The sequence below is a fragment of the Corticimicrobacter sp. genome (assembly GCF_040137905.1).
Classification (GTDB): Bacteria; Pseudomonadota; Gammaproteobacteria; order Burkholderiales; family Burkholderiaceae_B; genus Corticimicrobacter.
Window position 1 is genome coordinate 112,842 of sequence record NZ_JBEFDG010000088.1, and the last position, 25,517, is coordinate 138,358.

Genomic DNA, 25,517 nt, shown 5'->3' on the forward strand with positions numbered 1-25,517 from the left:
ACGCAAGATTTACACCGCACTGTCATGTCGATCAGTGCGGGTTTGCATGGAAAATGCGGCTTTTATGCTGCCAATAACTGTATGGCGCGGTGGGTTGCAGATATTGCGGCGGCATTTCCATGGTTATTATTCTGGCCGCCGCAAGGATGGAATCAGAACTGTCGCAGGCGCGTCAGTACGGTTTCCTTGCCGATAATCTCGAGTACGGCATCGATCGATGGGGTCTGCGTCCTGCCGGTCACGGCCAGTCGCAGCGGAATGGCCAGCTGGGGCATTTTCAGGCCGTGAGCTTTCAGTACCTGCTTGATCAGGGCCGAAATGCTTTCCCTGGACCATTCGAGTGCATCCGCTTGGCTGGTGAAATCGGCCAGTGCCTGCCGTGCTGCCTCGGTCAGATGCTGCAGCAGCAGCTCTTCGCCGGGTTGCTCGGGCTTGCCGAAGAACAGCATGGCCGTGTCGGCCAGTTGTTCGAGGGTTTCCGCGCGATCCTTGACCAGTGCCACGACTGCCGGCAGCGAGGCCAGGGCCAGGTCGCCGCCGCGCGCAGTGATACGGGGAGCGACGCGCCGGGCAAGCTCATCGTCGCTCAGTTGGCGCATGTAGTGGGCGTTGACCCAGTTGAGTTTCTGCGGATCCCACTGTGCGGCCGACCGCGACAGGTTCTGGGCATCGAACCATGCCACGAATTCGGCGCGTCCGAACAGCTCGTCGTCTCCGTGGCTCCAGCCCAGTCGGGCCAGATAGTTGATCATGGCGTCGGGCAGGTAGCCCTGGCGGTCGTAATCCATGACGCTGACCGCACCGTGGCGCTTGGACAGTTTCTGTCCATCCGGACCGAGGATCATCGGCAGGTGGCCGTATTGTGGCAGCGGTGCGCCTAAGGCGCGCAGGATATTGATCTGGCGAGGCGTATTGTTGACGTGGTCGTCACCGCGCAGCACGTGGGTGATGCGCATGTCCCAGTCATCGACGACCACGCAGAAATTATAGGTTGGAGTGCCGTCCGGGCGGGCGATGATGAGGTCGTCGAGCTCTGTGTTGGAAAACACGATGGGACCCTTGATCAGATCGTTCCAGCCGGTGCTGCCTTCGGTCGGGTTGCGAAAGCGCACCACCGGCTTGCGGTCGGTCGGCACCGATGGCAGCACCTTGCCCGGTTCCGGGCGCCAGGTGCCGTCGTAGCGCGGCTTGAGGCCGGCGGCGCGGGCCTTTTCGCGCATGGCTTCGATTTCTTCGGGGCTGCTGTAGCAGTGATAGGCGTGTCCGGAGGCCAGCAGTTGCCCGACCACCTCGCGGTAGCGGTCCATGCGCTGCATCTGGTAGAAAGGGCCTTCATCCGCGTCCAGTCCCAGCCATGCCATGCCGTCGAGGATCGCCTGGACCGCCTCGGGCGTGGAGCGTTCGACGTCGGTGTCTTCGATTCGCAACACGAAGGTGCCTTTGTGATGGCGGGCGTAAGCCCACGAATACAGTGCGGTACGCGCGCCGCCCAGGTGGAGATAACCCGTCGGTGAGGGGGCAAACCGGGTGCGGACAGTGGCAGAGGATGCTTGGGTCATGGATAATGGCAACGCAGAGGTGGGTATACAACGGAAAACAACATTTTAGAGGAGTACAGCCTTCCATGTTGCGTCATGCGCTGGCCCCTTTGTTCGAACCGCGCTCGCTGGTGGTGATCAGCGACCAGGTTCTGCCGTACGACCAGTCACCGCCGATTCCCCTGCATGCCACCACTGTGCGCGTGCCGTGGTCGGCGCAGGGTGATCCCGACGATATCCGCAAGGCGCTGCAGGAAGCCGCCGCGGGACGAGGGCGTCCCGATCTGGCGCTGGTCTGCGTCGAGCCGACCCAACTGCCTCTCGTGCTCAATGCGCTGGCGGCCAACCCCGAGACGCTGCCTGGTGCCGTGATCCTGCAGCCGCACAACAGCCGCGATCCGGATCCGGCCGCAACCCGTGATTTTTCCCGTCTGTGGGCTCAGACCCATCCCTGCCTGTTGCTGGGACCCAATGCCTTCGGAGTGCAGCGTCCGCATGCTGGCTTCAATTTCAGCCAGCACCCGCACCTGGCACGCAGCGGCAAAGTGGCGCTGGTGGCCCAGTCGCGTTCGATCATGGCGGCCGTGATGGACTGGGCTGATGATGCCCATATCGGCCTGTCCACTGCGATCTCCCTGGGGGATGAGGTGGATCTGGGCATTCCCCAGGTGCTCGATTACCTGACCAGTGACTACCGTACCGACAGCATTGCGCTGTACATGGAAGAAACCGGCAATGCCCGTGAATTCATGAGTGCATTGCGTTCGGCTGCACGGGTCAAGCCGGTGGTCGTGCTCAAGGCCGGCCGCGCGCAGGATGGCAGCGGTGCCGATGCCGCCTTCGATGCGGCATTGCGGCGTGCCGGTGCGGTGCGTATCCGTTATTTTGTGCAGATGTTCTCGGCACTCAAGGTGCTGGGGTATGCACATCGCCCGCGTGGTCAGCGCGTGGCCATGCTGGCCAATGGCAATGGGCCGCCGCAACTGGCGCTGGACCTGGCCGGATCGCAGGCCCCCATCGTGCGAGCCGAACTGAGCGTGGCGACCTGCCGTGCCTTGCAGGCACTGCTGGAGCCTGATGCCGATATCCGCAATCCGGTCATCACGCGGGCACCGCTGACACCGGATATTATCCAGGAGGCGCTGAACCAGTTGCTGGCCGATGCCAATGTCGATGGCGTGCTGGTGCTTCTGACCCCGGATGCGCACACCAACATGAGCGAGGTTGCCAAGCGCCTGGCTGCCGTGACGCCGGCGGCTCGCAAGCCCGTGGTGACCTGTTTCATGGGCGACGCCGGCATGCGGCCCCTGCGGCGCATGCTCGACGATGCCGGCACACCGGCCTTCCGAACCCCGGAAACGGCCGCGGATGCGCTGGGCGTGCTGGCGACTCACCATTACAACCAGCAGTTGTTGCTGCAGATGCAGCCGCCGCTGCCTCCGCTTTATCCGCCCGATCGTGAGCAGGCACAGGCACTGATCGATCGCGCCCGAGAGGAGGGACGGACATGCCTGGCTGCAAGCGAGGTACAGGACATTCTGCAGGCGTTCTTTGCGCCCGTCGAGTGGCGCGACGATGATGACGCTGCCGATGGTCAGGTCGACGATGACAGCATTGCCCTGGCGATCCGGGTGGTACGCGATACCCGTTTCGGACCGGTGATCGGCTTTGGTGCAGGTGGGCGCCTGGCCCGGCTGGGTATGATCGGAGGTGGTGCTGGCGGCAGCCTGGATTTGCCACCACTCAACAGTTATCTGGCACATCAGATGATGGTGCGCAGCCGGATCTGGAAGCCGTTGCTGGCCAGTGAGTCCAGTCCGCAGGCGCTGGTCCGTCTGGAGCAGTTGCTGGTTCAGGTGTCCGAAGTGATTTCCGAATTGCCTGATATCGAATCACTGGTGCTCGACCCGATTCGTGTCGAGAATGATCATCTGCGTGTCGATGGCATGGAGATGCGCCTGAGTGCGCAGCCGGCAGGTTATACGCCGCTGTTGGGTGGGTATGCCCATATGGCGATTCATCCCTATCCTGCGCACCTGGTGCGCAACGAGGCTTTTGCGGATGGGCTGGCCTATACCATCCGCCCCATTCGACCAGAGGATGCCGAGGCCTTGCAGGACTTCGTCCGTGATCTGTCCGAGCAGTCACGCTATATGCGCTTCATCTCGGCCATGAAGGAACTGACGGACCGCATGCTGGCGCGCTATACCCAGGTCGATTATCACCGGGAGCTGGCGCTGGTGGCGACCATTCAGCAACCCAATCCGGCCCATCGCGGTCATCCTCACGATGTCATCATCGGTTTTGCGCATTATCTGCGTAATGCCGATGGGCGGGGGGCCGAGTATGCGCTGGTGATTGGTGATGACTGGCAGCGCCGCAAGCTGGGCTACTCGCTGATGCAAGGGCTGATCGAGGCCGCGCGACAGCAGGGGCTGGAATATATCGATGGCATGGTGCTGGCTGCAAATCGGCCCATGCTGACCCTGATGACCCGGCTCGGTTTTGTCAATGACCCGGATCCTGATGATCCCTCGATGCGGCGGGTCTGGCTGGATCTGGAGCCGCTGGCTCCAGTCCAAGATGGCAAGACCTGACCGCGTTCAGGCCAGAACGCGCTTGAGGAAAGTGCCGATCTCGGCGATTTCCTGGGCGCAGACCGAGTGCGGCATCGGGTAGGTGTGCCACTCGACGTGATAGCCCAGTTCTTCCAGCAGTGCACGCGATGTCTCGGCCCGCTGGATGGCGACGACAGGATCCTGGGTGCCGTGGGCCTGCAGGATGGGAACATCTGCGTTGGCCGGGCTGCGCTCTGCCGCCAGTGTCTGGCGCAGCGGCAGGTAACCGGACAGGGCGATCAGGCCGCCCAGGCGCTCGGCATGGCGCAGGCCGACCTGCAGGGTCATGGCGCAGCCTTGTGAAAAGCCTGCCAGCACGATGTGCCGGGCAGGGACGCCGCGCGCCTTTTCCTGTGCAATCAGCGCTTCAACAGCGGCCTGGGAATGGTGGATGCCGACGTCATCCTCGCGGGCCGTGCCATTGAATCCCAGAATGTCATACCAGGCACGCATGGCCATGCCATTGTTGATGGTGACAGGCATCACGCCCGCATGTGGAAAAATGAAGCGGATCGGTGGCATGTCCTCCAGGCCCAGTTCGGGCACGATGGGGGCAAAGTCGTGACCATCGGCCCCGAGGCCATGCAGCCAGATCACGGTGCGTTGCGGTACGGTGCCCGTATCGATGGTCACGGCATCAAGCAAACTCTGGGTCATGCTTCTTCCTCCTCGTCTTCGGCGGTGTCGGATGATGACGTGTCGCCCGGCTCCAGCTCTCGCAGTGCCTGGAACAGCGCGCGGTAGTGCTTGCGCTGGAGTTGCGAGCCTTCGGTCAGTGCGGCATTGCTGGCAGCCTCCTTGCGGGCGGCGCGGATCAGTGAACGCAGGTGCTGCACATCGGCACCCGGATACTGTGCCAGCAGGGTTGTCAGTGCTTCATCATCGGTCAGCAGGCGATCTCGCAGGCGCTCGGTGCGATGCAGCGAAGCGGTCGCTTCGCGCGAGCCATTGGCCCAGACATCGAGCTGCGTCCGGATTTCTTCGGCAGGTGCCCTGCGCATCAGCTTGCCGACATAGTGTGTCTGACGGCGCCGGCCTTCGCGGCTGGTGGTACGCTGTGCCAGCCGGATGGCTTCGTACAGCTTTTCTTCGAGTGGCAACTGGCGCAGCCGTTCTGGCGACAGGTCGATCAGATCCTTGCCAAGATCCAGCAAGGCCAGCATATCGCGTTTGACCTGGGATTTGCTGGGGCGGTCATAGACCGGGCCGGCATCCTGATCATCGTTGGGCGAGGGCGGAAATTCGTCCATAGGGGCAGCAGTAAGAATCTTATAGGGGTAAAGTTGGCTATCATACTCGCCTGTCCCAATTTTCCTGAAATCCATGAGCATGACTGATCAAGAGACGCCGCGCTCCCGCGCAGGCAAAAACCGGGTGCCAGCGGGCCTCCAGGGACTGGATATCGAGGCTGGCCAGGCTCGTTTCCGGGAGGCGGTCGAGACGGTGCTGGGATATGCGCGCGAGCTGGGTGCCAGCGATGCGGCTGCCGAAGTATCCGAAAGCTGCGGCCTCTCGGTATCGGTGCGTAAAGGCAGCATCGAAACCGTCGAGCAGGCGCTGGACCGATCTCTGGGGGTGACTGTCTATGCGGGGCGCAGCCGAGGGTCGGCATCGACTTCCGATCTGTCGCCTGCCGCATTGCGCCAGACTGTCGAGGCTGCCTGGCATATTGCCCGCCATACGGCGGATGATCCTGCCGCCGGGCTGCCAGAGGCAGATCAACTGGCCACGCAGTTTCTGGATCTGGATTTGCACCATCCCTGGAGAATCGATACGGATCAGGCCTGCGCACTGGCCTGCCGTGTCGAGCGGGCTGCGCTCGATACCGATACCCGCATTACCAATACCGAAGGAGCCAGCGTCAATACCTATGAAGGGCATTTCGTCATGGGAAATACGCATGGTTTCATGGCCGGCTATCCCTATTCGCGCCACAGCCTGTCGGTTGCGCCGATTGCCGGTCGTGGCAATCGCATGCAGCGCGATTACTGGTACAGCGCGCATCGTGCTGCGCAGGGGCTGGGGCAACCCGAGGCCATTGGTCGCTATGCGGCCGAGCGCACCCTGGCGCGGCTGTCGGCGCGCCGCATTCCCACAGGCCGTTTTCCTGTCCTGTTCGAGGCCCCGCTGGCGCTGGGCCTGATCGGTGCGCTGACGCAGGCGGTCAGTGGCGGTGCTCTCTATCGCAAGGCCAGTTTCCTGCTGGATGCGGCAGGTCGCCAGATATTGCCCGGGCATATCGACCTCGATGAAAATCCCTTCATTCCCCAGTCCATGGGCAGTGCGATGTTCGATGACGAGGGTGTGGCGACGCGTGTGCGTCAGGTCGTGTCGGGCGGGGTGCTCAATGGCTATTTCCTGTCCAGCTACACGGCGCGCAAACTGGGATTGCCGGGTACGGGTAATGCAGGTGGCTCGCACAACCTGATGCTGCGCTCGCGCCTGACCCGTCCCGAAGACGATTTCGAGGCGATGCTGCGCAAGATGGGCACAGGCCTGCTGGTGACCGAGCTGATCGGGCAGGGCGTCAATTATGTGACAGGCGATTATTCTCGCGGTGCGTTCGGCTACTGGGTGGAAAACGGCCGCATCCAGCATGCCGTGCAGGAAATCACCATCGCTGGCAATCTCCAGGATATGTTCCGCAATATCGTGGCGGTCGGGGCGGATCGCATCACGCGGGGAGCCAAGACATCGGGTTCGATCCTGATTGCGGAAATGTCGATAGCAGGCATATAGTGATCGGCCTGTAGAATATACAAATACATAAGTTTTTACATATACACCTGCATATAAGCTTGTGAAGGAGATTCCATGCAACGTCGTTCGTTTCTGAAAAAAGCGGGCCTGGGTGCCGTGGCTGGCAGTGCCGCCGTGGCTGCACCGGTTTTTGCCCAGGATGCCCCTACGCTCAACTGGCGCATGGCCTCCAGTTTTCCGCGCAGCCTCGATGCCCTGTATGGCACCGGTGAGATTTTCTGCAAGTATGTCAATGAGGCGACGGGTGGCAAGTTCACCATCCGCCACTTTCCGGGTGGGGAGATCGTGCCGGCACTGCAGGTGCTTGATGCGGTGCAGAACAATACGGTCGAGTGTGGCCATACGGTCAGTTATTACTATTATGGCAAGGACCCGGCCCTGTGCTTCGATGCCTGCGTGCCGTTCGGTCTCAATACCCGCCAGACCAATGCCTGGATGTTCGATGGCGATGGCATGCGCCTGACCCGTGACATGTTCAAGGCCTATAACATTATCAACTTCCCGATGGGCAATACCGGCACGCAGATGGGCGGCTGGTATCGCAACGAGATCAAGTCGCTCGAGGACCTGAAGGGCCTCAAGATGCGTACGGCCGGCTTTGCGGGCGAAGTCCTGTCGCGCCTGGGTGTGGTGCCGCAGCAACTGGCGGGTGGCGATGTCTACCCCGCACTGGAGCGTGGCACGCTGGATGCGGTCGAATTCGTCGGGCCGTATGACGATGAAAAGCTGGGCTTCAACAAGGTTGCCGGCTACTACTACTATCCGGGCTGGTGGGAGGGCGGTCCGCAGGTCTCGCTCTACCTGCATGATGCGGCCTGGGCTTCGCTGCCCAAGACCTACCAGACCATCGTCGAGGCGGCCAGCCGGGTTGCGCATGGTGCCATGACCTCGCGCTATGATGCACTCAACTCGCAGGCCCTGCGTCGCCTGATCGCCAGCGGCACCAAGCTGCGCCCGTTCCCGCGCGAAGTGATGGATGCTTCCTACGATGCGGCACAGACCGTCTACAAGGAATTCTGCGACAAGAATCCCCAGTTCAAGACGGTGTATGACAACTACATGGCCTTCCGCGACGAAGTGGTGCCATGGTTCCGGGTGGCCGAAGGCAGCTTCGACCAATATCTGGGCGTACGCCTGTCGGCGCGCAATCGTTCCTGATCTATGTTATGATCAGTGGCTATTTTCTTTTTGGATGAGCTGGCACGGGTGAATTCATAACACTCTGGCAGGGCACAAACTGAAAAAGCGGCCGGAAATGGCCTGCGGCATGAGTCTTCGTGCTGTGGTGTTTTCGGCCAGGCGCTCATGCCTGTATCGGGCATGAGCTTAATTTTTGAATGTTAGGAACCATCATGAAGACATTTGTGGCCAAGCCGCATGAAGTCAAGCGTGACTGGTTTGTGATTGACGCCAAGGGCAAAGTCCTGGGTCGTGTGGCCAGCGAAGTCGCACGCCGTCTGCGTGGCAAGCACAAACCTGAATTCACGCCGCACGTTGATACCGGCGATTATATCGTCATCATCAACGCAGCCGAAATCGCTGTCACCGGCAACAAGGCCGAAGGCAAGCGCTACTACCGCCACTCGGGTTACCCGGGCGGTGTCACCGAGACCACCTTCCTCGAAATGCAGCAGCGTTTCCCGGGCCGCGCCCTGGAAAAAGCCGTCAAGGGTATGCTGCCCAAGGGTCCGCTCGGCTACGCCATGATCAAGAAGCTCAAGGTCTACGCAGGCTCCGAGCATCCGCACTCGGCGCAACAGCCGCAACCGCTGGATATCTAAGAGGTCAAGGACATGATCGGTAACTGGAATTATGGCACCGGCCGTCGCAAGACCTCGGTGGCTCGCGTCTTCATGAAGAAGGGCACGGGCAAGATCGTCGTCAACGGCAAGCCTGTCGACGAGTTCTTCGCACGCGAAACCGGCCGCATGGTCGTTCGCCAGCCGCTCGAACTGACCGGCCACACTGAGTCGTTCGACATCAAGATCAACGTCAAGGGCGGCGGCGAAAGCGGCCAGGCCGGCGCTGTGCGCCACGGCATCACCCGCGCGCTGATCGACTACGACGAAACGCTCAAGCCCGCACTGTCGAAGGCTGGCTTCGTCACCCGCGACGCCCGCGAAGTCGAACGCAAGAAGGTCGGCTTCCACAAGGCACGTCGCCGCAAGCAGTTCAGCAAGCGCTAATTCTCGGCATTGCTGCGAAAAAGCCGCCTTCGGGCGGCTTTTTTTATTTTGGGACAGCTTCGCTACACTCTGTCCGTTTCATCTCTGCAAGGATTGCATGTTATGCCTGCGATTGTTTTCCCATCCCGCCGCCGTTTGTTGGGGGCCGTTGTTGCAGGCCTGGCATGGCCGGCCTGGGCCCAGGCCGATACGCGCGTGGTATTTCCCGGCACGGTACAGCAAGGGACGCTGGTAATCGGCAAGGTGCCGGCAGGCAGCACGGTCCGCTACGCGGGGCGCGAGCTGCGAGTGACGCCATATGGTTCGGTGGTATTGGGCATTGGCCGTGACGCGCAGGGCGAGGCGCGTGTCGATGTCGTATTGCCCAGTGGCGAACGGCAGTCGCCTGTGATCAGCATACAGCCACGCGACTGGCCCCTGCAGCACATCAACGGCGTGCCGCCAGCCACAGTCGAGCCGCCGCCCGCCATTGCCCGTCGCATCCAGGCCGAGCAGGCCCGTGTGGTAGCGGCGCGCGAGCGGGATGATGAGCGCGCTGATTTTGCCCAGGCCTTCATCTGGCCGGTACAGGGGCGCATCAGTGGACGCTTTGGCCGGGCGCGTGTCTATAACGGCAAGCCGGGTTCACCGCATTCCGGCATGGATATCGCGGCCCCCACCGGGACGCCGGTCAAAGCGCCTGCTGCCGGTATCATCACCTTTGTCGATCCCGATCTGTACCTGACTGGTGGCACCATCCTGCTGGACCATGGGCATGGTGTCAGTTCCAATTTTCTGCATCTTTCGCGTATCGATGTGACGGTCGGCCAGCGCATCAGCCAAGGCGACGTCATGGGTGCCGTCGGTTCGACAGGCCGCTCGACCGGCCCGCACCTGCACTGGGGAATGAACTGGTTCGATGTGCGAGTCGACCCCCAACTGGTGCTGGAACGGGCGCACTGAGCCCAGGCTGCGCTGGCGGCATGCCCTGGCTGTAGATGAGGTGCCTGTGGCATGCCGATACACGACCACACAGAGCGAAACTTGAACCGGGGCATGCTTTGGCCGCATCATGGAACCTCACCAACGACGTAAAGGAGAATCGTATGCAATCATCCTTGAAAGCGTTTCTTTTCGCTGCTGCCGTATCCTTCGGGCTGGCATCCCCTTATGCCATGGCCGAATCGAGACTTGAACCGGCCCGTGCTGAAACACCGGTACAGGCACCCGCAGCCATTGATCCGTCCGATGAGCAGCTTGAAAAATACGTGGGTGCCGCGCGCAAGATCGATGCGGTTGCTGCAGATTACCAGCCCAGGCTGGCAGGCGTGACCGATCCGGCAGAGCGGCAGGCCTTGCTGCGCGAGGCCGATGGCAAGATGATCGCGCTGGTCGAGCGTGACGGATTGAGCGTGGACGAATACAACGGCATCAGTGTGGCTGTCCAGCAGAATCCTGCCTTGCGCCAGCGGGTGGTGGACATGCTGGCGCGCAGCCAGGGAGGCTGAGCGGGCAGGGTGAATCGATTCTCGTGTCGGGGCCTTGCGGTCCTGGCGCATGAGGATCGGTTTTGCCTGTAGTCAGATTGTGCCGAGGCTGCCTGGGTGCCGTGCCATGCATTGTGCCGAAGGTGCGCTCAGCGCACACCGCCCATGTAGCGGCCCGGCCGATGGTTGATCCACAGAAACAGGCTCATGGCGATGGCACCCAGAATCGAATAGGCAACCCGTTCCGGCGGCACGACGAAAAAAGCCATGGCCACGATGGCGCAGTCGATGATCATGTGTACCTTGCCTGCCCGGATGCCGTGCGCCTGCTGTAGATAGAGCGAGACAATCGTGGCACCCCCCAGGCTGGCGCGGTGGCGCGCCAGGAACAGGCAGCCCGTGCCCAGCAGAAACCCACCCAGCAGGGCCGCATAGAGCGGATGCAGGTAATCGATGTGCATGACCTGTGGCGCGAAGTCGGTCAGCAGCGACAGCATGCCCACGGCGGCAAAGGTCTTGAGCGTGAATTCGCGCCCCATGCGCTGCCATGAAAACCAGTAGAACGGCAGGTTGATGACGAAAAAGATCAGACCGAATGGCCATCCGCTCAGATAATGCAGCAAAAAGGCGATGCCGGCTGTGCTGCCGGTGAGCAGGCCCGCCTGTGCATAGAGCACCATGGTCATGGAGACGAAAAGTGTGCCCGTGAACAGGGCCAGGACATCTTCTCCGGGGCCGTGATGCAGGGCGGAGACGGGCGCGACAGGGGTGACGGGCATGGCAGGGGTATGCATGGCAGTATGATGAGCCGTTCGCAAGGGTGGTGCGATGCGGGCCGGGTGCGCTCCATCGGGGCGCTGTATCGCTTGTGGCGACGGTGGCATTATGCCCGCGTCGCAGTCGATGCGCCAGAAGGGCGACTCCGGGTGTGCGAAAGCGCAACTTTTCCGTAATGATATCGACAGTCCAGCCATGCTTTGCGATGCAGTCTTATACAAGACATTCGCCAGAAATCGGGTAGAATGGAAAGCTGACTCCAATACCAAAACCGATTTTCAATCAAACCACCGACGCTACCGGAGTATCCATGTCCTACCAGCATATCAAGGTGCCCGCACAGGGCCAGAAGATCACGGTCAATGCCGACTTCTCGCTGAACGTGCCTGACCAACCTATCGTTCCCTTCATCGAGGGCGACGGCACGGGTGCCGACATCACCCCCGTGATGATCAAGGTTGTCGATGCCGCAGTCGAGAAGGCCTACGCCGGCAAGCGCAAGATCCAGTGGATGGAAGTCTTCGCAGGCGAGAAGTCCACCAAGGTGTACGGCCCTGACGTCTGGCTGCCCGAAGAGACGATGGAAGTCCTGCGCGACTACGTCGTCTCCATCAAGGGCCCCCTGACCACGCCCGTGGGCGGTGGCATCCGCTCGCTCAACGTCGCCCTGCGCCAGCAGCTCGACCTGTACGTCTGCCTGCGCCCGGTGCGCTACTTCAAGGGCGTGCCCTCGCCGGTGCGTGAGCCCGAGAAGACCGACATGGTGATCTTCCGCGAAAACTCCGAAGACATCTACGCCGGTATCGAATTCGAAGCCGAATCCGAAAAGGCCAAGCTGCTGATCGATTTCCTGCAGACCAAGCTCGGCGTCAACAAGATCCGCTTCCCGCAGACCTCCGGCATCGGCGTCAAGCCCGTGTCGCGCGAAGGTACCGAGCGTCTGGTGCGCAAGGCCATCCAGTACGCCATCGACAATGACAAGCCCAGCGTGACCCTGGTCCACAAGGGCAACATCATGAAGTTCACCGAAGGTGGCTTCCGTGACTGGGGCTACGGCCTGGCTGCCAACGAGTTCGGTGCCGAGCCCATCGACGGCGGCCCGTGGCTCAAGTTCAAGAATCCCAAGACCGGTCGCGACATCGTGATCAAGGATTCGATTGCCGACGCCTTCCTGCAACAGATCCTGCTGCGTCCGGCCGAGTATTCCGTGATTGCCACGCTCAACCTCAACGGCGACTATGTGTCCGACGCGCTGGCAGCACAGGTCGGTGGTATCGGTATCGCTCCGGGCGCCAACCTGTCGGATTCGGTGGCGATGTTCGAAGCCACCCACGGCACGGCTCCCAAGTACGCCGGCAAGGATTACGTGAACCCCGGTTCCGAAATCCTCTCGGCCGAAATGATGCTGCGTCACCTGGGCTGGACCGAAGCGGCCGACCTGATCATTTCCAGCATGGAAAAGTCGATCCTGTCCAAGAAGGTCACCTATGACTTCGCCCGCCTGCTCGAAGGTGCGACCCAGGTGTCGTGCTCGGGCTTCGGTGATGTGATGATCTCCAACATGTAATTCATGCGGTGGACGCTGGTCGTCCACCTGCAGTGAAGCAGGCCCCTGCAGTCATGCTGCAGGGGCTTTTTTTATCGTCCGGCTCTTGCATTAAAAGCATCCCATGAGAGTCGCACGGGCGCGCCACGACAAGCGTGGGACGTGTGTTATTGCTTGAAGTGATCCTTCTTGCGCGGTTTGGGGGGCGGTAAGGCTCGCTCGGTCGCCTCCAACAACGGTATCAGCCAGTGACGATCTTCCCAACTGTCTGCCGGGATCAGCAGGTGCGGCCGGGCACCGGGGTAGGGGAAACCTTCGGCGGCGTCAGGCGCAAGTTGCCTGCCGGCTGCGGTGATTTTCAGGTAGAACTCGTCGTTGCACACGAAACCGATGGGCTTGCCGGACAGGTAGATGCAGTACTCGCCGAACATTCTCCGGCTGGAGAGGTCCTCCAGGGCACAGAGCTGGTCGAGCAGGAAATCGATGGTGGAGCGGGATGTCGCCATGTCAGGGCCTGTCTTGATTGGATGTTGCGCGTGTGCTCATATATGTGACTGTACTCCTGCAGCCCAGGAGAAAATATCGGTTTTGCAGGCAGGGCAGGCGCAATGCAACTCAGGGCGGTACTGGAAAAATATCAGATCGGGCTTTATTTCCTGGCCGTGCTGGCAGGGGCCGGATTCGGGCGGCTGATGCCGTCCGCCGTGGACTGGGCTGCCGCCATTACGCCAGCCCTGGCCTGCATGCTGTACCTGACCTTCCTGCAGGTGCCGGTGGCGGAACTGGGCACGGCATTCAGGCAGCGGCGTTTCCTGGCTGTACTGCTGGTGGTCAATTTCATCCTGGTGCCGATTCTGGTAGCAGGTCTGCTGCACTGGGCTCCGGCCGATCCGTTGTTGCGCCTGGGGATGCTCTTCGTGCTGCTGACCCCCTGCATCGATTATGTCGTGACCTTTGCCCATCTGGGACGGGCGGATGCCCGCCTGCTGCTGGCGAGTACGCCAGTGCTGCTGCTGCTGCAGATGCTGGCCCTGCCGCTGTACCTGCGCCTGTTCCTGGGGGAGGAGGCTGCACAATGGGTGCGACCCGAACCGTTCGTGGATGCGTTTGTCTGGATGATTCTGGTGCCTGCCACACTGGCTGGCCTGACCCAGGCATTGGCACGGCGTCATCGCAGTGCCTCGGCCGTGGCCGACGGACTGGCGCTGCTGTGTGTCCCGGCGACGGCGCTGGTACTGCTGGTGGTGGTGGCGGCCGTGATGCCGTCGCTGCGCAGTATGCCGGCCACGGCCTGGTCGGTCGTGCCGCTTTATCTGCTGTATGCCCTGATCGCGCCAGTCGTGGGCTGGTGGCTGGCCCGATGGTGCGGCCTGAAGGCCATGGCCGGGCGGGCCGTGGCCTTCAGCGCCGGTACGCGAAATTCATTGGTGGTATTGCCGCTGGCGCTGTCAGTGCCGGGCGCGATGCCGCTGTTACCTGCGGTCATCGTGCTCCAGACGCTGGTAGAGTTGCTGGCCGAGCTGCTCTACATCCGTGTGTTGCCGCGCTGGGGCGTGTCAGGCAAGGCGGTGTGACGGCAGTTTCAGGAAAAATGAACCGGCCAGCGTCAGCAGGGCGAAAATGGCCCCTGCACTGAACGTGGCCACCGAACCCCAGCTATCCCACAGCAAACCCGCCAGCAGGTTGCCGACCAGTACGGCCAGCCCGGTGCTCAGGTTGAACAGCCCGAAAGCCGTGCCGCGCAGGTCGGCGGGGGCCACATCAGCCACCAGCGTCGCCAGCACACCCTGGGAAAAGCCCATGTGCAGGCCCCACAGGCCCAGGGCCAGCGCCAGCATCACGAGGTTGCCGGGCCAGAGCGCCAGCAGCACATTGGCGGCAGCCAGAAAGACCAGACTCAGTGGCAGCATGGCGCGTCGCCCCAGACGATCCGACAGGCGGCCGACAGGATAGGCCACGGCGCTGTAGACCAGGTGCATGCCCAGGATGACCAGCGGTGCCCAGGTCAGGGCAATGCCGCTTTCGTGGGCGCGCAGCAGCAAAAAGGCTTCGCTGAAGCGGGCCGCGCCCAGCAGGGCAGCCAGGGCGATCAGTGTCCAGAAGGCCTTTCCGAGCCTGCGCGCGGCATGCCAGTCGATTGGGGGCTTGCCCGGTTTATCCGGCGTGATGCGATCGGGTTCACGTACGCCCAGCAGCAGAACGCATACCGCCAGCGTCGCCGGAATGACGGCGAGCCAGAACAGCAGGCGGAAGTTGTCCTGGCTGGCGAACAGGACCAGCACGGCAATCAGCGGGCCAATGACGCCACCCAGGCTGTCCATCGATTTGCGCAGGCCGAAGCAGGCTCCCCGGATGGCAGCAGGCGAGGCATCGGCCAGCAATGCATCACGCGGTGCGCTGCGGATACCCTTGCCGATGCGATCCAGGAATTTGCCGCAGGCGATGCCGAAGATGCTTTCTGCCAGGGGAAAAAACAGTTTGGACAGGGCGGCCAGGCCATAGCCGAAGCTGACCAGCCCTTTGCGCGAGCGCCAGCGATCGGACAGGATGCCGGCTCCCAGGCGGACGACCATCGCGATGACCACCGATACGCCTTCCAGCAGTCCGATCAGGATGGCCGGTGCGCCCATGCTGCCCACCAGGAACAGGGGCAGCATGGTCTGGACCATTTCGCTGGAGATGTCCATGAGCAGGCTGACCCAGCCCAGCGCCCAGACGGTACGGGGTATGGACGGGCGTTCGGTGTTGGCACTGGTCGGGCGCGAGGGGGACGAAAAGGACATGGGTGGATGCGGGGAAAAAGGGGGGAGGCCGCCTCTGTGGGCATGCCATGTTGCCGTGACTGCCGATTGCAAGATGGATCTTGATGCGCCGCTAGTGTAGCGGTTGAATGGAAAGATATTGATTTTCCACAATGCTGGAAGGGGAATTCGGCCTAGAATATAAATCTGTCGGACAGCATGCGGAAGCAGGATCATGATTCACTATCCGTCTCCATCCTCCAGCCAGATGACGGGGGCTGGCACCATCCTGATCGTGGACGACGATCTGGTGATACAGCAGCGCCTGCTGGCCTATTTTTCTCAGGAAGGCTATCGCACGTTGCTGGCCGACGAAGGCGAGGCCATGTGGCGCATCCTGCAGGCCGAACCGGTATCCCTGGTGCTGCTCGATATCAACCTGCCCGGTCGCGATGGGATTTCGCTGGCTCGTGAATTGCGCGCACAGCATCCCGCCATCGGCATCATCCTGGTGACCGGCCGTACCGACGAGGTCGATACCATCGTCGGGCTGGAAGTCGGTGCCGACGATTACGTGACCAAGCCTTTCAATCCCCGGGTGCTGCTGGCGCGCGCCAAGAGCCTGTTGCGCCGTGCCTGTGGTCCGTTTGACGCGGCTGGGGATGCGCCTCGCATCTGCTTTGCCGGCTGGCAGCTCGATATGGTGCGGCGGCGACTCTATGCACACGATGGCAGCGAAGTGACCCTGACGCGTGGCGAGTTCGATCTGCTCAGTGCACTGGCACAGCATCCGGATGCGGTCATGGATCGCGAACGCCTGACGCGTGTCATCAGCGGCAGCGATTGGCATCCCGCCGATCGCACGGTGGATGTGCTGATACGCCGCCTGCGTGCCAAGCTCGATACGGCGGATGGGCAAACTTCGCTGATCGCGACAGTACGGGGCGAAGGCTACCGGCTGTCTGCCGAGGTCAGGCCCGTCTGAAGGCAGGCCTGATGCAGCGCCCGTCGGGCCTGCTGCATGGCGACCAGCAAGGTATGTACTGCAGTTGGCCAGTCCTGCGGTAGCAGGGCAGGCGGTTTCTGTTCGGTAAGCATGTTTTCTACCTGACGCGCATGGCGGGCAAGCTGCGCCAGTCCCAGGTTGCCGGCTGCGCTGCGCAGGCGATGGGCCAGTCGTGCACAGGCTGCAGGGTCCGTTGCGGCCAGAGCCTGTTCCAGGCTGGCGTGTAATTCACTGTCCTGCCGCTGGTAGGCAGCGACGATGGCCTGGACGGCAGCGGGACCGAGCAGGCTGCATTCTTCGGCAAGGAAAGCGCCGGGATCATCCTGTTTAGCCAGCGCTTCGATCAATGCCATCAATTGTCGGCGTTCAAAGGGTTTGGCCAGATAGGCATCGGCACCGGTCTGCAGCCACGCTGTACCGCCGTCCTGGCTGGCATGCGCGGACATCAGCGCTACGGGCAGGTTTTTCTGGCCGGGCAGGGTGCGCAGCCGATGCATCAACGTGTTGCCCTGGGTGTCGGGCAGATGGATATCGATCAATGCCATGTCCACGGGATGTGTGGAAAATGTCGCCAGCGCTTCGCCACCCGTGGCCGCAGCGGTGACCTGATGCCCCTGTCTGGACAGCATGTGTTGCAGCACCATGCGCGTGACGGCATCGTCTTCGACGACCAGGATACGGAGGGGCTCCGTCGCGGCACCAACGGCGGGCAAAGTGGATTCGGCCGTTTCTGCCTGGATCGCCATACCGGCCTCGAAATCCAGCAGGAACGTGACACAGGTGCCATGGCCTGGTTGGCTCTCGATCGAGATCTGACCGCCCATGGCTTGGACCAGACGGCGGCAGATCGACAGACCCAGGCCGGTACCGCCCTGGCGCTCGGGCAGATGGGCATGCGCCTGCACGAAGGGTTCGAATACACTTTCAATCTGTTCGGCAGGAATGCCGATGCCGCTGTCGCTGACCTGGAATTGCAGATGCTCGCGCTGTGAGCAGTCGGTGTCGGGTTGGCGACAGACGCTGATCTCGACGGCGCCTTCCTGGGTGAACTTGATGGCATTGCCCACCAGATTGAGCAGGACCTGGCTCAGCTTGCGGCGGTCGCCGTGCAACATGGGCCGGATATCGGCGGCGATATCCAGGGTCAGGGCCAGTCCCTGATTGCGTGCACGGCTGCCCTGCACGGCAAAGACATCGTCGATGCAGCGCCGCAGCGCAAAGGTTTCGGCATGCATGGCAGGGCGGCCGATGTCGAGCTGGGCGTACAGCAGCATGTCTTCCAGGGTATCCAGCAGCAGGGTAGCCGAGGTGCGTATCTGCCCTGCATATTGGGCCTGGGTCGTGGCAAGCGGCGTGTCCTGCAGCAGTTCCAGCGTGCCGAGAATGCCGCTCATGGGGGTGCGCAGTTCATGGCTGATGGTGCCGAGAAAGGCCGTCTTGGCGCGGCTGGCCTGTTCGGCCTGGATACGCGCCTGCCTGTGCTCTGCCGTTTCGTGCGCCAGGGCGAGATTGCTGGCGCGCAGCTCGGCCGTGCGTTCGCCGACCTGGCGTTCGAGCGTGGCGCGTTCGTGGCGCAGTTCAGTGGCCAGTTGATCCCGCTCGATCACCTTGTCACGCAGGGTGGACAGCGCCTGGGCCAGTTGTGCCAGGGCATCGTTGCCTTCGTGAGGGATGGGGGCCGAGTGCTGGCCATGTGCCAGGGCCAGCGTGGCGCTTTCGAGTTCGCGCAGGCGGGCGAAGGTGCGCTGCCGGCGTACCGCGTAGAGGCCGCCAATAGTCAACAACAGCAGGCAGGCAGCGGTGATGGCGAAGGCGGTCATGCCGGTGGCAGCGGCCTGGCGCGCCGAGTTGCCTGCGGCGATGGCCATTTCGCTGCCATGTTGCAGCAGGCGTCCGGCCAGATGATCCAGCCTGCCGGTCTGGGCGAGCATCTCCTGCTGCAGGGTGTCGGTCTGCCGGCGCAGGTCCAGTTCGCGGCGCATCAGTACGTACAGGCCGGTCGGGCCGGCGGCATCCTGGAGCGCGGTGGACAGACGGCCTGCCTGTGTATGGTCGGATGGATCGGCAATGTTTCGCTGGCGCTTGCGCAGCAAGGCCAGGCTGGCCGTGAAAGCCTGTCGGGATGTCTCCAGCGCCGTCTCGCTGTCGAGGCCTTCCACCTGTTCCAGCAGGGGAACAAGGCGATGGATGGCGAGTTGCATTTCCTGCATGCGCTCGAGCCGGTCCAGGTCGATGTCGATGATATGGTCGTACAGGTCGGCGACATTGCCGACCGGCGCGGGGCCGCCGTCGGCATGTTGCTGCAGGCCGGCCAGGATGGAGACCATGATGGCGACGGCGTTGTCGGTCTGGGCTCCGGCCAGCAGCCCCAGTTCCTGCAGCCGGGCCTGCACGCGTGCGCTGTGCTGCTGGCGCTCGGCGCGCAGCTCCAGCCTCTGGCTGACGACCCGGTGCATCTCCTGGCTGGCATGGGCCAGTGCGGCATAGGTCTGCTGCAACTCCGTCGCCAGGGTGCTGGCGATGTCGGCGGCATCCAGTGCTTCGATGCTGTTGCGCATTTGCGCCAGTTCGGTGGTGATGGCCGTATCGAGACGGGTGATTTCCTCGGCCGAACCGGCACGGGCAAGTTGTGGAGCCATCACGGCCAGGCGTGTGCTGCCCCGTACCAGTTCATGCAGGGCCAGGGTATCCGGCAGCACACGCTCGACGATGGCCTGCTGGCTGTTGACGACCCGCTGGAAACTGTTCCAGCCGATGAGCGCGACCAGTATCGTGCAGAGTGCGCTGGCGGCCAGGCCCAGGGCCAGCTTGCCGGGCAGGCTGCGATAGCGTTGCAGGAAAATCGGGCGTAGCGGCATGGATGAGGGCGTCTGGCCGTTGATGCGGTCGACGCGGTATGCTTGGCGACCATGAAACACAAAGACACGATGCGCACATTCTACCCGCGTGCATGGCGGCAGTACCTGGCATGGCCGGGCCAGCGATCACTGCGGCGAGGCCGACAGGGGTTGCTGGCAGCGCTGGTGGCATGCTGCGGCGGCATGTTGGCCCCCTGGGCTGTGGCGCTGGCGGCGGATACGGAGCAGGCAGAGGCGTGGCCGCTCAGGCGCTGGCAGGGACCGGAGCGCGACACGTCACCCGTGTTGCCGCAACGCCAGCCGGCCAGCCGGCCATGGCAGATCTGTGCCATCTATCCGCATCTCAAGGATGGCTACTGGCTGGCCGTCAATTACGGCATGATGGAGGAAGCGGCCCGGCTCGGTGTGGGGATTTCGGTGGCTGGTGCCGGTGGCTACAACGACCTGGCCATGCAGCGCCGCCAGGTAGAGGCCTGCGCGGCAGATTCGCAGATCGATGGCATGTTGCTTGGCACAGTGTCCTACGATGGGTTGGGCGATCTGTTGACATCTTATGCGGCCGCGCATCCTGTGGTGGCGCTGGTCAACGATGTCGGTGGGCAGGCTGTGCAGGGCCGGGTCGGCGTGCCGTGGTACGAGCTTGGCCGCGAAACCGGCCAGTGGCTGGCGCGGCGCCACCCTGCCGGCAGCGGCCCGGTGACGGTCGCCTGGTTTTTGGGGCCGCGCGATGCCGGCTGGGTTCTGTTCCTGGATGCGGGTTTTCGGGATGCCATTGCCGGCAGTGATGTGACACTGGCCACTGTGCAGTGGGGCGATACCGGCCGTTCCGTGCAGCGGCAACTGGTCGAGGACGCACTGGATACCCATCCCGATCTGCGTTATCTGGTCGGCAACGCCGTCATGGCCGAAGTGGCCGTCAGTGAGTTGCATCATCGCGGCTGGCAGGATCGCGTTGGCATCGTCTCTGCGTATATGACGCCCGGGGTCTATCGCAGCCTGGCGCGAGGCAGCATCCTGGCGGCCGCCACGGATTTCCCGGTGTTGCAGGGCCGGCTGGCCGTGCAACAGATCCTGGCGCGGCTCGAAGGCCGCCCGGCCGAACCTTATGTGGGGCCGGATGTGGCACTGCTGGAGCGAGACCAGATACAGCGTTTTCCTGCCCAGTGGACGGTGCCGCCTGCAGGATTCAACCCGGTTTTTCAGGTCGAGCCGATGTCAGGGCCGCAATGATGGATACAGGAAGTATGCAAGACTTGAATGTACAGAAACTCGATCACGCTTTTGTTGAACGCTTTGAGACTGATGCGTCTCTGAGGGCACAAGCCAGGGCCAGTGTGGTGAGCTGGCGCTGGGCGACGGAATCCATGGGGGTCGATATTCCATTCAGCCAGGCGCTTTATGGCGGGCCGCGTGCGCGCTGGCTACGTAATGAATCGGCCGATCCAGACAACCATGTGCATCATGGCCTGGATGCTGCGGGCCGCATCGTTCTGGAGTGCGAACGCAATCGAGCAGAAACGGTCTGGTTGTATGGGGAAAACAGCAGGACGGGGGTGTCGTGGTATCTCGGGGATGATTCCAGCAGTCTCAAGACCATCGATCTGTATCAATACCAGGATCAGCGCCTGATCTCAGCACAGGCCCATGTGTCGGGACGGCATACGTTGCGCAAGACATTCACCTGGCAGGATGGCCTGCTGGTGAAGTCTTTCTGCCAGACCGAGCCGGAGGCGGGCGAGCCATGGTGTTGCCAGCATCTTTTCATTCACGACCCGCATCGCGAACTGGAACGTATCGTACTGCAGTACACCGATGCTGACGGTGTGCCATCAGGGCAGGAGCGTCTGGAATATCTACGTCTGCCCAAGGGAGAGACGCTGGCAACGGTAGAGAAAAGGGTGGAAGCGCATTTTCTGGATGCCCTGCCCAGGGCGCTGGCTGCAGTGCCGCGTGACCAGCCCTTGTATTGCCTGTTGCTGTGCTACACCGCCGAGGATATGGCTTCGGCCTGGCCACCATTTCTCGTGTGGGGACAGGATGCCTACCGCCAGCAGATCGCTGCACAGGGCGAGGATATTTCGTACTACCTGTGGGCACCCGATGAAATACGCGAGCAGCAGGGGCGAGCGTACGAATATTGGTTCGATGCGCCGGAATTGAAAAATGCCTGCCTGCTGCATGCGCAACTGATGGGCATGAAGCAGAACCACGCATCGGCGACCAGGGTGTTGAAAAGACTCATGCCGGCCGTGGCCCGCATGGTGGCAGAGGCAGGCTTGCCCGTCACGGCAGATTTTGTGGTGAGCTATGCGGATAATTCAGGCTATGTCGATCCGCTCAAGGCCATCAAGGCGGGTGTTTCGCCTGAGCACTGGACGGCATTGAAGAAGCAGAAATTTGTTTAACGGGGGGTGCTAGGCCGGTTTATGGATCGGTTGCACTGCCAATCGCAGGCCCATTGCCTTGAGAATGGAAGACAGGCTACTTAAGGCCGGATTGCCATGTGGAGACAAGGTTCGATATAGCTGCGTCGGATTCAGTTGGGCCTGCTCGGCGATTGCCTTGACGCCACCAAAAGCCAATGTAAGCTGACGCAGCAATATCAGCAATTCGGCCTGATCGCCATCTTCCAGAATACTGTTGATCAGATCCAGCGCCAGAGCTGGATCGTTGCGATAAAGCTCAGCCATCGCCTCATCATGTCCTCTGCTTTTCATCCTCGTTTCTCCTTTTCCAGTCCTGCCAATAACTTACGGCTTTGATAATGTCGGCATGCTGCATGCGTTTATCCCCTCTGCAGAGCAGCAATACGATGCATGGCCCGGATTGGCCGTAATACACCCTGTATCCTGGCCCGACATCAATACGCAACTCCCAGACACCATCACGGCAGAATTTGTGGTCACCGAAGTTGCCTTGTTCTATCCGGTTTGTGCGTCGGATAATGGCTACCTTTGCCCGGCGATCACGCAAATGTTCAAGCCACTGTAGATAAGGTGCCTCTTGCTCCGGCTCGGTCAGATAGTGTTCGATCGTGTGTGGCTTCATTTTCGTTTATAAACGAATTTTGATCAATGGATTTGATTGTGTATTGCGTTAAAGACTTATCGAGATGGTGTCAGGAGATAAGAGGGGCCATGGCCTTGTGTGCTGTTTAAGTCCATGGGTTTGTTAACCCCATTAACTATCCCGCAGGATCGGTTTGCATTTCTCGGGCCAGGGTTAACGGTGGCTGCGCACAATGAGAGCAACGGGTCAGGGGACCCATGCTTTGCAGAAGGAGTGCGCCATGTCCATGTCACGCAGGGGATTTCTCAAGACCGGTATTGCCACGGCGGTTGCCGGCAGCGGCCTGCAACTGTTTTCACCGACCGAAGTCTTCGCCGCCGACACCATTACGATTCCCCATGCCTCGCACTACGGCCCGTTCAAGGCGGTGGTGCGCAATGGCGTGCTGATCGGTGTGCAGCCGTTGCCCGGTTACGACGCCATGCCGACCGAGATGCTGCTCGAAGGCATCATCAGCCGGACCTATCATCCGACCCGGGTCAAGTACCCGATGGTGCGCCGCTCCTACCTGGAAAATCCGCGTGGCGATACGCGCCCCGATCTGCGCGGCAAGGATCCCTTTGTGCGCGTGAGCTGGGAAGAAGCGCTGGGTCTGACGGCCGACGCCGTGATGCGCACCATCGAGGAACATGGCAATGAGGCCGTGTTCAGCTCGTCCTACGGTGGCTGGTCGCATGCCGGCGTGCTGCGTCCGCAGGTGCTGCAGGGGCGCTTGTTCAACCTGATTGGCGGCCAATCGGTGACGACCGGGGATTATTCTGCGGGTGCCTCGCAGGTCAGCCTGCCGCACATCATCGGCGACATGGAAGTCTATTCGCCGCAGACCGCCTGGGAAATGGTACGCAAGAACACCGAGGTGTTCGTGTTCGTGGGCTGCGATCCCTGGAAGAACAACCGCATCGAATTCACGGTGGCCGACCACCAGATGTATTCGCGCTGGAAGGCCATCCGCGAGGCGGGTGTCAAGTTCATTTCCATCAACCCGCAGTTCACCAGTTCCGACGAGGCGATGGGTTCGGAATGGGTCAAGATCGTGCCCAACACCGATACGGCGCTGTTCCTGTCGATGTGCTATCACGTCTACACCAACGGCAAGCACGACCAGGCCTATCTCGACCGCTATACCGTCGGTTTCGACAAGTTCCTGCCGTACCTGCTGGGGGAATCCGGCGATGGCTCGCCGGCCAAGACGCCGGAATGGGCCGCTTCGATCACCGGCCTGCCGGCAGAGCGGATTCGTGAGCTGGCTGACCTGTTCGCTTCCAAGCGCACGCAGTTTGCCGGTGCCTGGGCCTTGCAGCGTGCCCATCACGGCGAGATGACGCACTGGGCCATCATTGCTTTTGCCGCCCTGACGGGCAAGATCGGCCAGCCGGGGCAAGGTGTGGGCTTCAGTTGGCACTACGGCGGTGGCGGCATGCCGATGTCGGGCAAGCGTGGCCCCATCGGCCTGTCACAGGGCCGTAACCCGGTCAAGGCGCGGTGCCCGGCCTCGCGCATCTCGGAGATGCTGCTCAATCCGGGCAAGCCCTATACGCGGGATGGTGCGGAAATGGTGTTCCCGGACGTGCACATGATCTACAACGCCGGCAACAACTTCATGCACCACCAGCAGAACACCAACGAGCTGATCGCGGCCATGGCCCGCAAGGTGCATACCGTGATCAACCAGGACCCATGGTGGTGCGCCTCGTCGCGCTATGCCGACATCATCCTGCCGGCCAACACGCCGCTGGAGCGCAACGATATTTCGTCAGGCGGTACCTACAGCATGGACAAGGTCTATGCCATGCGTCAGGTGATCGAACCCTACGGCGAGAGCTTGGACGATTTCGAGATATTCCGTCGCCTGGCCGAGCTGTTCGGCGTGGAGTACGGCTTTACCGAAGGCAAGACGGTGATGGATGTGGTGCAGGATGCCTATGCCAACACCGACACCGAGATTTCGTTCGAGGAATTCTGGGAAAACGGCGTGGCCGACATGAGCGTGCCGGACGAGGCCAACAGTTGGGTGCGCCATGGCGATTTCTACAATGACCCGGACAAGAACCCGCTGCACACCGAGTCGGGCAAGATCGAGCTGTACTGCGACGCCTTTGCCCGCTTCGGCACCAAGGAGTGCCCGCCCGTGCCGACCTGGATGGAACCGGTCGAATACCTGGGCAATGCCCGGCCGGGGCAGGTACACGTGGTCAGCCCGCATCCGTTCATGCGGCTGCACTCGCAGATGGCCAATGCCGACATCAACAAGATCCTCAACGTACAGGGCCGCGAGTTCGTGCTGCTCAGCACCGAGGATGCGGCCGAGCGCGGCATCAAGGACGGCGACCTGGTCGAGGTCTACAACGACCGTGGCGCGCTGATCGTAGGCGCGCGGGTCTCGGATCGCATCATGAAGGGCGTGATCAGCATCTTTGAAGGGGCCTGGCTGTCGAAGGACAGCAAGGGCCGCTGCAACAGCGGGGCCATCAACGTGCTGACCACCAGCGTGCCGGCCTCCGACCTGAGCCAGGCCACCAGCGCCAATACCTGCCTGGCCTACATGCGCCGCTGCGACGATGCCGAAGGCCCCAACCAGGCCTACCAGCCACCGCACATCCTGGAGCGGGTCGATCCCACGCCTGCGGTCAGGCTGGAAGACCTGGCACTGGCAGAACGGGCCAGTGCGGCCGTATCGGCGGCGGTGGCGGAAATGCTTCCGGGCGAGAAACTCTTCTACCAGCGCTGCACGCTATGCCACGTGCCGCGTGAACCGGGCGACTACACCAAGCGCCAGTGGCACGGCATCACGGAAAGCATGTTCCCGCGTGCGGGGCTAACCGAGGATGAGCAGGCGCTGGTGATGGAGTTCTTGGAGGGGAATGCCAAGGATGCTGTGGTGAGGTAAGCGAGAAGGGGAAAGGGGCGGCTTTGAGGAGCCGCCCCTTTTTTGTGGAGGATGTTGCCTGACGG

At 62.0% G+C, this 25,517-nt stretch carries 22 protein-coding genes and 1 pseudogene; 14 read left to right on the forward strand and 9 right to left on the reverse strand.

All coding sequences use genetic code 11. From position 1 onward, the window contains the following. Positions 1-152 precede the first annotated feature (152 nt). The gene (gene gltX, locus ABN482_RS14880; protein WP_349504715.1) at positions 153-1,559 is read right to left on the reverse strand and encodes a glutamate--tRNA ligase; all 1,407 of its coding nucleotides are present in this window, start codon (positions 1,557-1,559) and stop codon (positions 153-155) included. Positions 1,560-1,624: 65 nt separating this feature from the next. Here gltX and ABN482_RS14885 point away from each other — a divergent pair, with 65 nt between their 5' ends. After that, positions 1,625-4,135 carry a bifunctional acetate--CoA ligase family protein/GNAT family N-acetyltransferase gene (locus ABN482_RS14885; protein WP_349504716.1) on the forward strand — a complete coding sequence of 837 codons (2,511 nt, stop codon included), beginning with the start codon at positions 1,625-1,627 and terminating at the stop codon, positions 4,133-4,135. Positions 4,136-4,141: 6 nt separating this feature from the next. Here ABN482_RS14885 and ABN482_RS14890 read toward each other — a convergent pair whose 3' ends face one another. Further along, a complete protein-coding gene (locus ABN482_RS14890) occupies positions 4,142-4,813 on the reverse strand; it encodes an alpha/beta hydrolase (RefSeq protein ID WP_349504717.1) in 672 nt (223 codons plus the stop codon). Then, positions 4,810-5,406, reverse strand: coding sequence for a ribosome biogenesis factor YjgA (gene yjgA / locus ABN482_RS14895; RefSeq protein ID WP_349504718.1), 597 nt, complete (start codon positions 5,404-5,406; stop codon positions 4,810-4,812). The genes ABN482_RS14890 and yjgA overlap by 4 nt, the downstream gene beginning before the upstream one ends. Positions 5,407-5,485: 79 nt before the next feature. On the opposite strand from yjgA, the gene pmbA reads away from it, so the two are divergent. The 6 genes from pmbA (at position 5,486) to ABN482_RS14925 (ending at position 10,589) form a co-directional block, all read left to right on the forward strand. After that, positions 5,486-6,895 (forward strand): metalloprotease PmbA, encoded by a 1,410-nt coding sequence (pmbA, locus tag ABN482_RS14900; RefSeq protein ID WP_349504719.1) that lies wholly within the window; start codon positions 5,486-5,488, stop codon positions 6,893-6,895. A gap of 75 nt (positions 6,896-6,970) precedes the next feature. After that, a complete protein-coding gene (locus ABN482_RS14905; protein WP_143857979.1) occupies positions 6,971-8,074 on the forward strand; it encodes a TRAP transporter substrate-binding protein in 1,104 nt (367 codons plus the stop codon). 194 nt (positions 8,075-8,268) lie between these two features. Beyond that, a complete protein-coding gene (rplM, locus tag ABN482_RS14910; RefSeq protein ID WP_109060535.1) occupies positions 8,269-8,697 on the forward strand; it encodes a 50S ribosomal protein L13 in 429 nt (142 codons plus the stop codon). Positions 8,698-8,709: 12 nt separating this feature from the next. Next, positions 8,710-9,102 (forward strand): 30S ribosomal protein S9, encoded by a 393-nt coding sequence (rpsI, locus tag ABN482_RS14915; RefSeq protein WP_349504720.1) that lies wholly within the window; start codon positions 8,710-8,712, stop codon positions 9,100-9,102. 102 nt (positions 9,103-9,204) lie between these two features. Then, positions 9,205-10,044 (forward strand): M23 family metallopeptidase, encoded by an 840-nt coding sequence (locus ABN482_RS14920; RefSeq protein WP_349504721.1) that lies wholly within the window; start codon positions 9,205-9,207, stop codon positions 10,042-10,044. Positions 10,045-10,187: 143 nt separating this feature from the next. Beyond that, on the forward strand, positions 10,188-10,589 hold the full coding sequence (locus tag ABN482_RS14925) for a DUF4168 domain-containing protein (protein WP_349504722.1): 402 nt from the start codon (positions 10,188-10,190) through the stop codon (positions 10,587-10,589). 128 nt (positions 10,590-10,717) lie between these two features. On the opposite strand, the gene ABN482_RS14930 is transcribed toward ABN482_RS14925, so the two are convergent. Further along, positions 10,718-11,362 carry a YitT family protein gene (locus tag ABN482_RS14930; RefSeq protein ID WP_349504723.1) on the reverse strand — a complete coding sequence of 215 codons (645 nt, stop codon included), beginning with the start codon at positions 11,360-11,362 and terminating at the stop codon, positions 10,718-10,720. 293 nt (positions 11,363-11,655) lie between these two features. Between ABN482_RS14930 and icd the strand changes: the two genes are divergently transcribed. Beyond that, entirely contained in the window at positions 11,656-12,912 is a 1,257-nt protein-coding gene (gene icd / locus ABN482_RS14935; RefSeq protein WP_349504724.1) for an NADP-dependent isocitrate dehydrogenase, read from the forward strand. Positions 12,913-13,058: 146 nt separating this feature from the next. On the opposite strand, the gene ABN482_RS14940 is transcribed toward icd, so the two are convergent. Continuing rightward, entirely contained in the window at positions 13,059-13,397 is a 339-nt protein-coding gene (locus ABN482_RS14940) for a TfoX/Sxy family protein (protein WP_349504725.1), read from the reverse strand. A gap of 102 nt (positions 13,398-13,499) precedes the next feature. Here ABN482_RS14940 and ABN482_RS14945 point away from each other — a divergent pair, with 102 nt between their 5' ends. After that, the gene (locus ABN482_RS14945) at positions 13,500-14,465 is read left to right on the forward strand and encodes an arsenic resistance protein (RefSeq protein ID WP_349504726.1); all 966 of its coding nucleotides are present in this window, start codon (positions 13,500-13,502) and stop codon (positions 14,463-14,465) included. Here the strand turns inward: ABN482_RS14945 and ABN482_RS14950 are convergent. Continuing rightward, positions 14,448-15,674 carry an MFS transporter gene (locus tag ABN482_RS14950; protein WP_349504727.1) on the reverse strand — a complete coding sequence of 409 codons (1,227 nt, stop codon included), beginning with the start codon at positions 15,672-15,674 and terminating at the stop codon, positions 14,448-14,450. The two genes, ABN482_RS14945 and ABN482_RS14950, sit on opposite strands and share 18 nt — an antisense overlap. A 226-nt stretch (positions 15,675-15,900) precedes the next feature. Between ABN482_RS14950 and ABN482_RS16505 the strand changes: the two are divergent. Together ABN482_RS16505 and ABN482_RS16510 are read left to right on the forward strand one after the other, a co-directional pair. Then, a pseudogene (locus tag ABN482_RS16505) lies at positions 15,901-16,188 on the forward strand (response regulator); the annotation flags it as partial. 144 nt (positions 16,189-16,332) lie between these two features. After that, positions 16,333-16,617, forward strand: a complete 285-nt coding sequence (locus ABN482_RS16510) for a winged helix-turn-helix domain-containing protein (RefSeq protein WP_502877313.1) — start codon at positions 16,333-16,335, stop codon at positions 16,615-16,617. On the opposite strand, the gene ABN482_RS14960 is transcribed toward ABN482_RS16510, so the two are convergent. Then, the gene (locus ABN482_RS14960) at positions 16,584-19,496 is read right to left on the reverse strand and encodes an ATP-binding protein (RefSeq protein ID WP_349504729.1); all 2,913 of its coding nucleotides are present in this window, start codon (positions 19,494-19,496) and stop codon (positions 16,584-16,586) included. The two genes, ABN482_RS16510 and ABN482_RS14960, sit on opposite strands and share 34 nt — an antisense overlap. Before the next feature lie 51 nt (positions 19,497-19,547). Between ABN482_RS14960 and torT the strand changes: the two genes are divergently transcribed. Together torT and ABN482_RS14970 are read left to right on the forward strand one after the other, a co-directional pair. Then, complete coding sequence (torT, locus tag ABN482_RS14965; RefSeq protein ID WP_349504730.1) at positions 19,548-20,726, forward strand: TMAO reductase system periplasmic protein TorT; 1,179 nt, start codon at positions 19,548-19,550, stop codon at positions 20,724-20,726. A gap of 14 nt (positions 20,727-20,740) precedes the next feature. Beyond that, on the forward strand, positions 20,741-21,901 hold the full coding sequence (locus tag ABN482_RS14970) for a hypothetical protein (RefSeq protein ID WP_349504731.1): 1,161 nt from the start codon (positions 20,741-20,743) through the stop codon (positions 21,899-21,901). 9 nt (positions 21,902-21,910) lie between these two features. Here ABN482_RS14970 and ABN482_RS14975 read toward each other — a convergent pair whose 3' ends face one another. Beyond that, a complete protein-coding gene (locus ABN482_RS14975; RefSeq protein ID WP_109060547.1) occupies positions 21,911-22,213 on the reverse strand; it encodes a helix-turn-helix domain-containing transcriptional regulator in 303 nt (100 codons plus the stop codon). After that, entirely contained in the window at positions 22,194-22,544 is a 351-nt protein-coding gene (locus tag ABN482_RS14980; protein WP_349504732.1) for a type II toxin-antitoxin system RelE/ParE family toxin, read from the reverse strand. The genes ABN482_RS14975 and ABN482_RS14980 overlap by 20 nt, the downstream gene beginning before the upstream one ends. A 241-nt stretch (positions 22,545-22,785) precedes the next feature. Between ABN482_RS14980 and ABN482_RS14985 the strand changes: the two genes are divergently transcribed. Next, positions 22,786-25,452 carry a molybdopterin-dependent oxidoreductase gene (locus ABN482_RS14985; protein ID WP_349504733.1) on the forward strand — a complete coding sequence of 889 codons (2,667 nt, stop codon included), beginning with the start codon at positions 22,786-22,788 and terminating at the stop codon, positions 25,450-25,452. The last annotated feature ends 65 nt before the right edge of the window (positions 25,453-25,517 follow it).

Bases quoted from the DNA above. Each gene is read 5' to 3' on its own strand.
- gltX (WP_349504715.1), bottom strand. From the start codon at position 1,559: ATGACCCAAGCATCCTCTGCCACTGTCCGCACCCGGTTTGCCCCCTCA.
- ABN482_RS14885 (WP_349504716.1), top strand. From the start codon at position 1,625: ATGTTGCGTCATGCGCTGGCCCCTTTGTTCGAACCGCGCTCGCTGGTG.
- ABN482_RS14890 (WP_349504717.1), bottom strand. From the start codon at position 4,813: ATGACCCAGAGTTTGCTTGATGCCGTGACCATCGATACGGGCACCGTA.
- yjgA (WP_349504718.1), bottom strand. From the start codon at position 5,406: ATGGACGAATTTCCGCCCTCGCCCAACGATGATCAGGATGCCGGCCCG.
- pmbA (WP_349504719.1), top strand. From the start codon at position 5,486: ATGACTGATCAAGAGACGCCGCGCTCCCGCGCAGGCAAAAACCGGGTG.
- ABN482_RS14905 (WP_143857979.1), top strand. From the start codon at position 6,971: ATGCAACGTCGTTCGTTTCTGAAAAAAGCGGGCCTGGGTGCCGTGGCT.
- rplM (WP_109060535.1), top strand. From the start codon at position 8,269: ATGAAGACATTTGTGGCCAAGCCGCATGAAGTCAAGCGTGACTGGTTT.
- rpsI (WP_349504720.1), top strand. From the start codon at position 8,710: ATGATCGGTAACTGGAATTATGGCACCGGCCGTCGCAAGACCTCGGTG.
- ABN482_RS14920 (WP_349504721.1), top strand. From the start codon at position 9,205: ATGCCTGCGATTGTTTTCCCATCCCGCCGCCGTTTGTTGGGGGCCGTT.
- ABN482_RS14925 (WP_349504722.1), top strand. From the start codon at position 10,188: ATGCAATCATCCTTGAAAGCGTTTCTTTTCGCTGCTGCCGTATCCTTC.
- ABN482_RS14930 (WP_349504723.1), bottom strand. From the start codon at position 11,362: ATGCATACCCCTGCCATGCCCGTCACCCCTGTCGCGCCCGTCTCCGCC.
- icd (WP_349504724.1), top strand. From the start codon at position 11,656: ATGTCCTACCAGCATATCAAGGTGCCCGCACAGGGCCAGAAGATCACG.
- ABN482_RS14940 (WP_349504725.1), bottom strand. From the start codon at position 13,397: ATGGCGACATCCCGCTCCACCATCGATTTCCTGCTCGACCAGCTCTGT.
- ABN482_RS14945 (WP_349504726.1), top strand. From the start codon at position 13,500: ATGCAACTCAGGGCGGTACTGGAAAAATATCAGATCGGGCTTTATTTC.
- ABN482_RS14950 (WP_349504727.1), bottom strand. From the start codon at position 15,674: ATGTCCTTTTCGTCCCCCTCGCGCCCGACCAGTGCCAACACCGAACGC.
- ABN482_RS16510 (WP_502877313.1), top strand. From the start codon at position 16,333: ATGGTGCGGCGGCGACTCTATGCACACGATGGCAGCGAAGTGACCCTG.
- ABN482_RS14960 (WP_349504729.1), bottom strand. From the start codon at position 19,496: ATGCCGCTACGCCCGATTTTCCTGCAACGCTATCGCAGCCTGCCCGGC.
- torT (WP_349504730.1), top strand. From the start codon at position 19,548: ATGAAACACAAAGACACGATGCGCACATTCTACCCGCGTGCATGGCGG.
- ABN482_RS14970 (WP_349504731.1), top strand. From the start codon at position 20,741: ATGCAAGACTTGAATGTACAGAAACTCGATCACGCTTTTGTTGAACGC.
- ABN482_RS14975 (WP_109060547.1), bottom strand. From the start codon at position 22,213: ATGAAAAGCAGAGGACATGATGAGGCGATGGCTGAGCTTTATCGCAAC.
- ABN482_RS14980 (WP_349504732.1), bottom strand. From the start codon at position 22,544: ATGAAGCCACACACGATCGAACACTATCTGACCGAGCCGGAGCAAGAG.
- ABN482_RS14985 (WP_349504733.1), top strand. From the start codon at position 22,786: ATGTCCATGTCACGCAGGGGATTTCTCAAGACCGGTATTGCCACGGCG.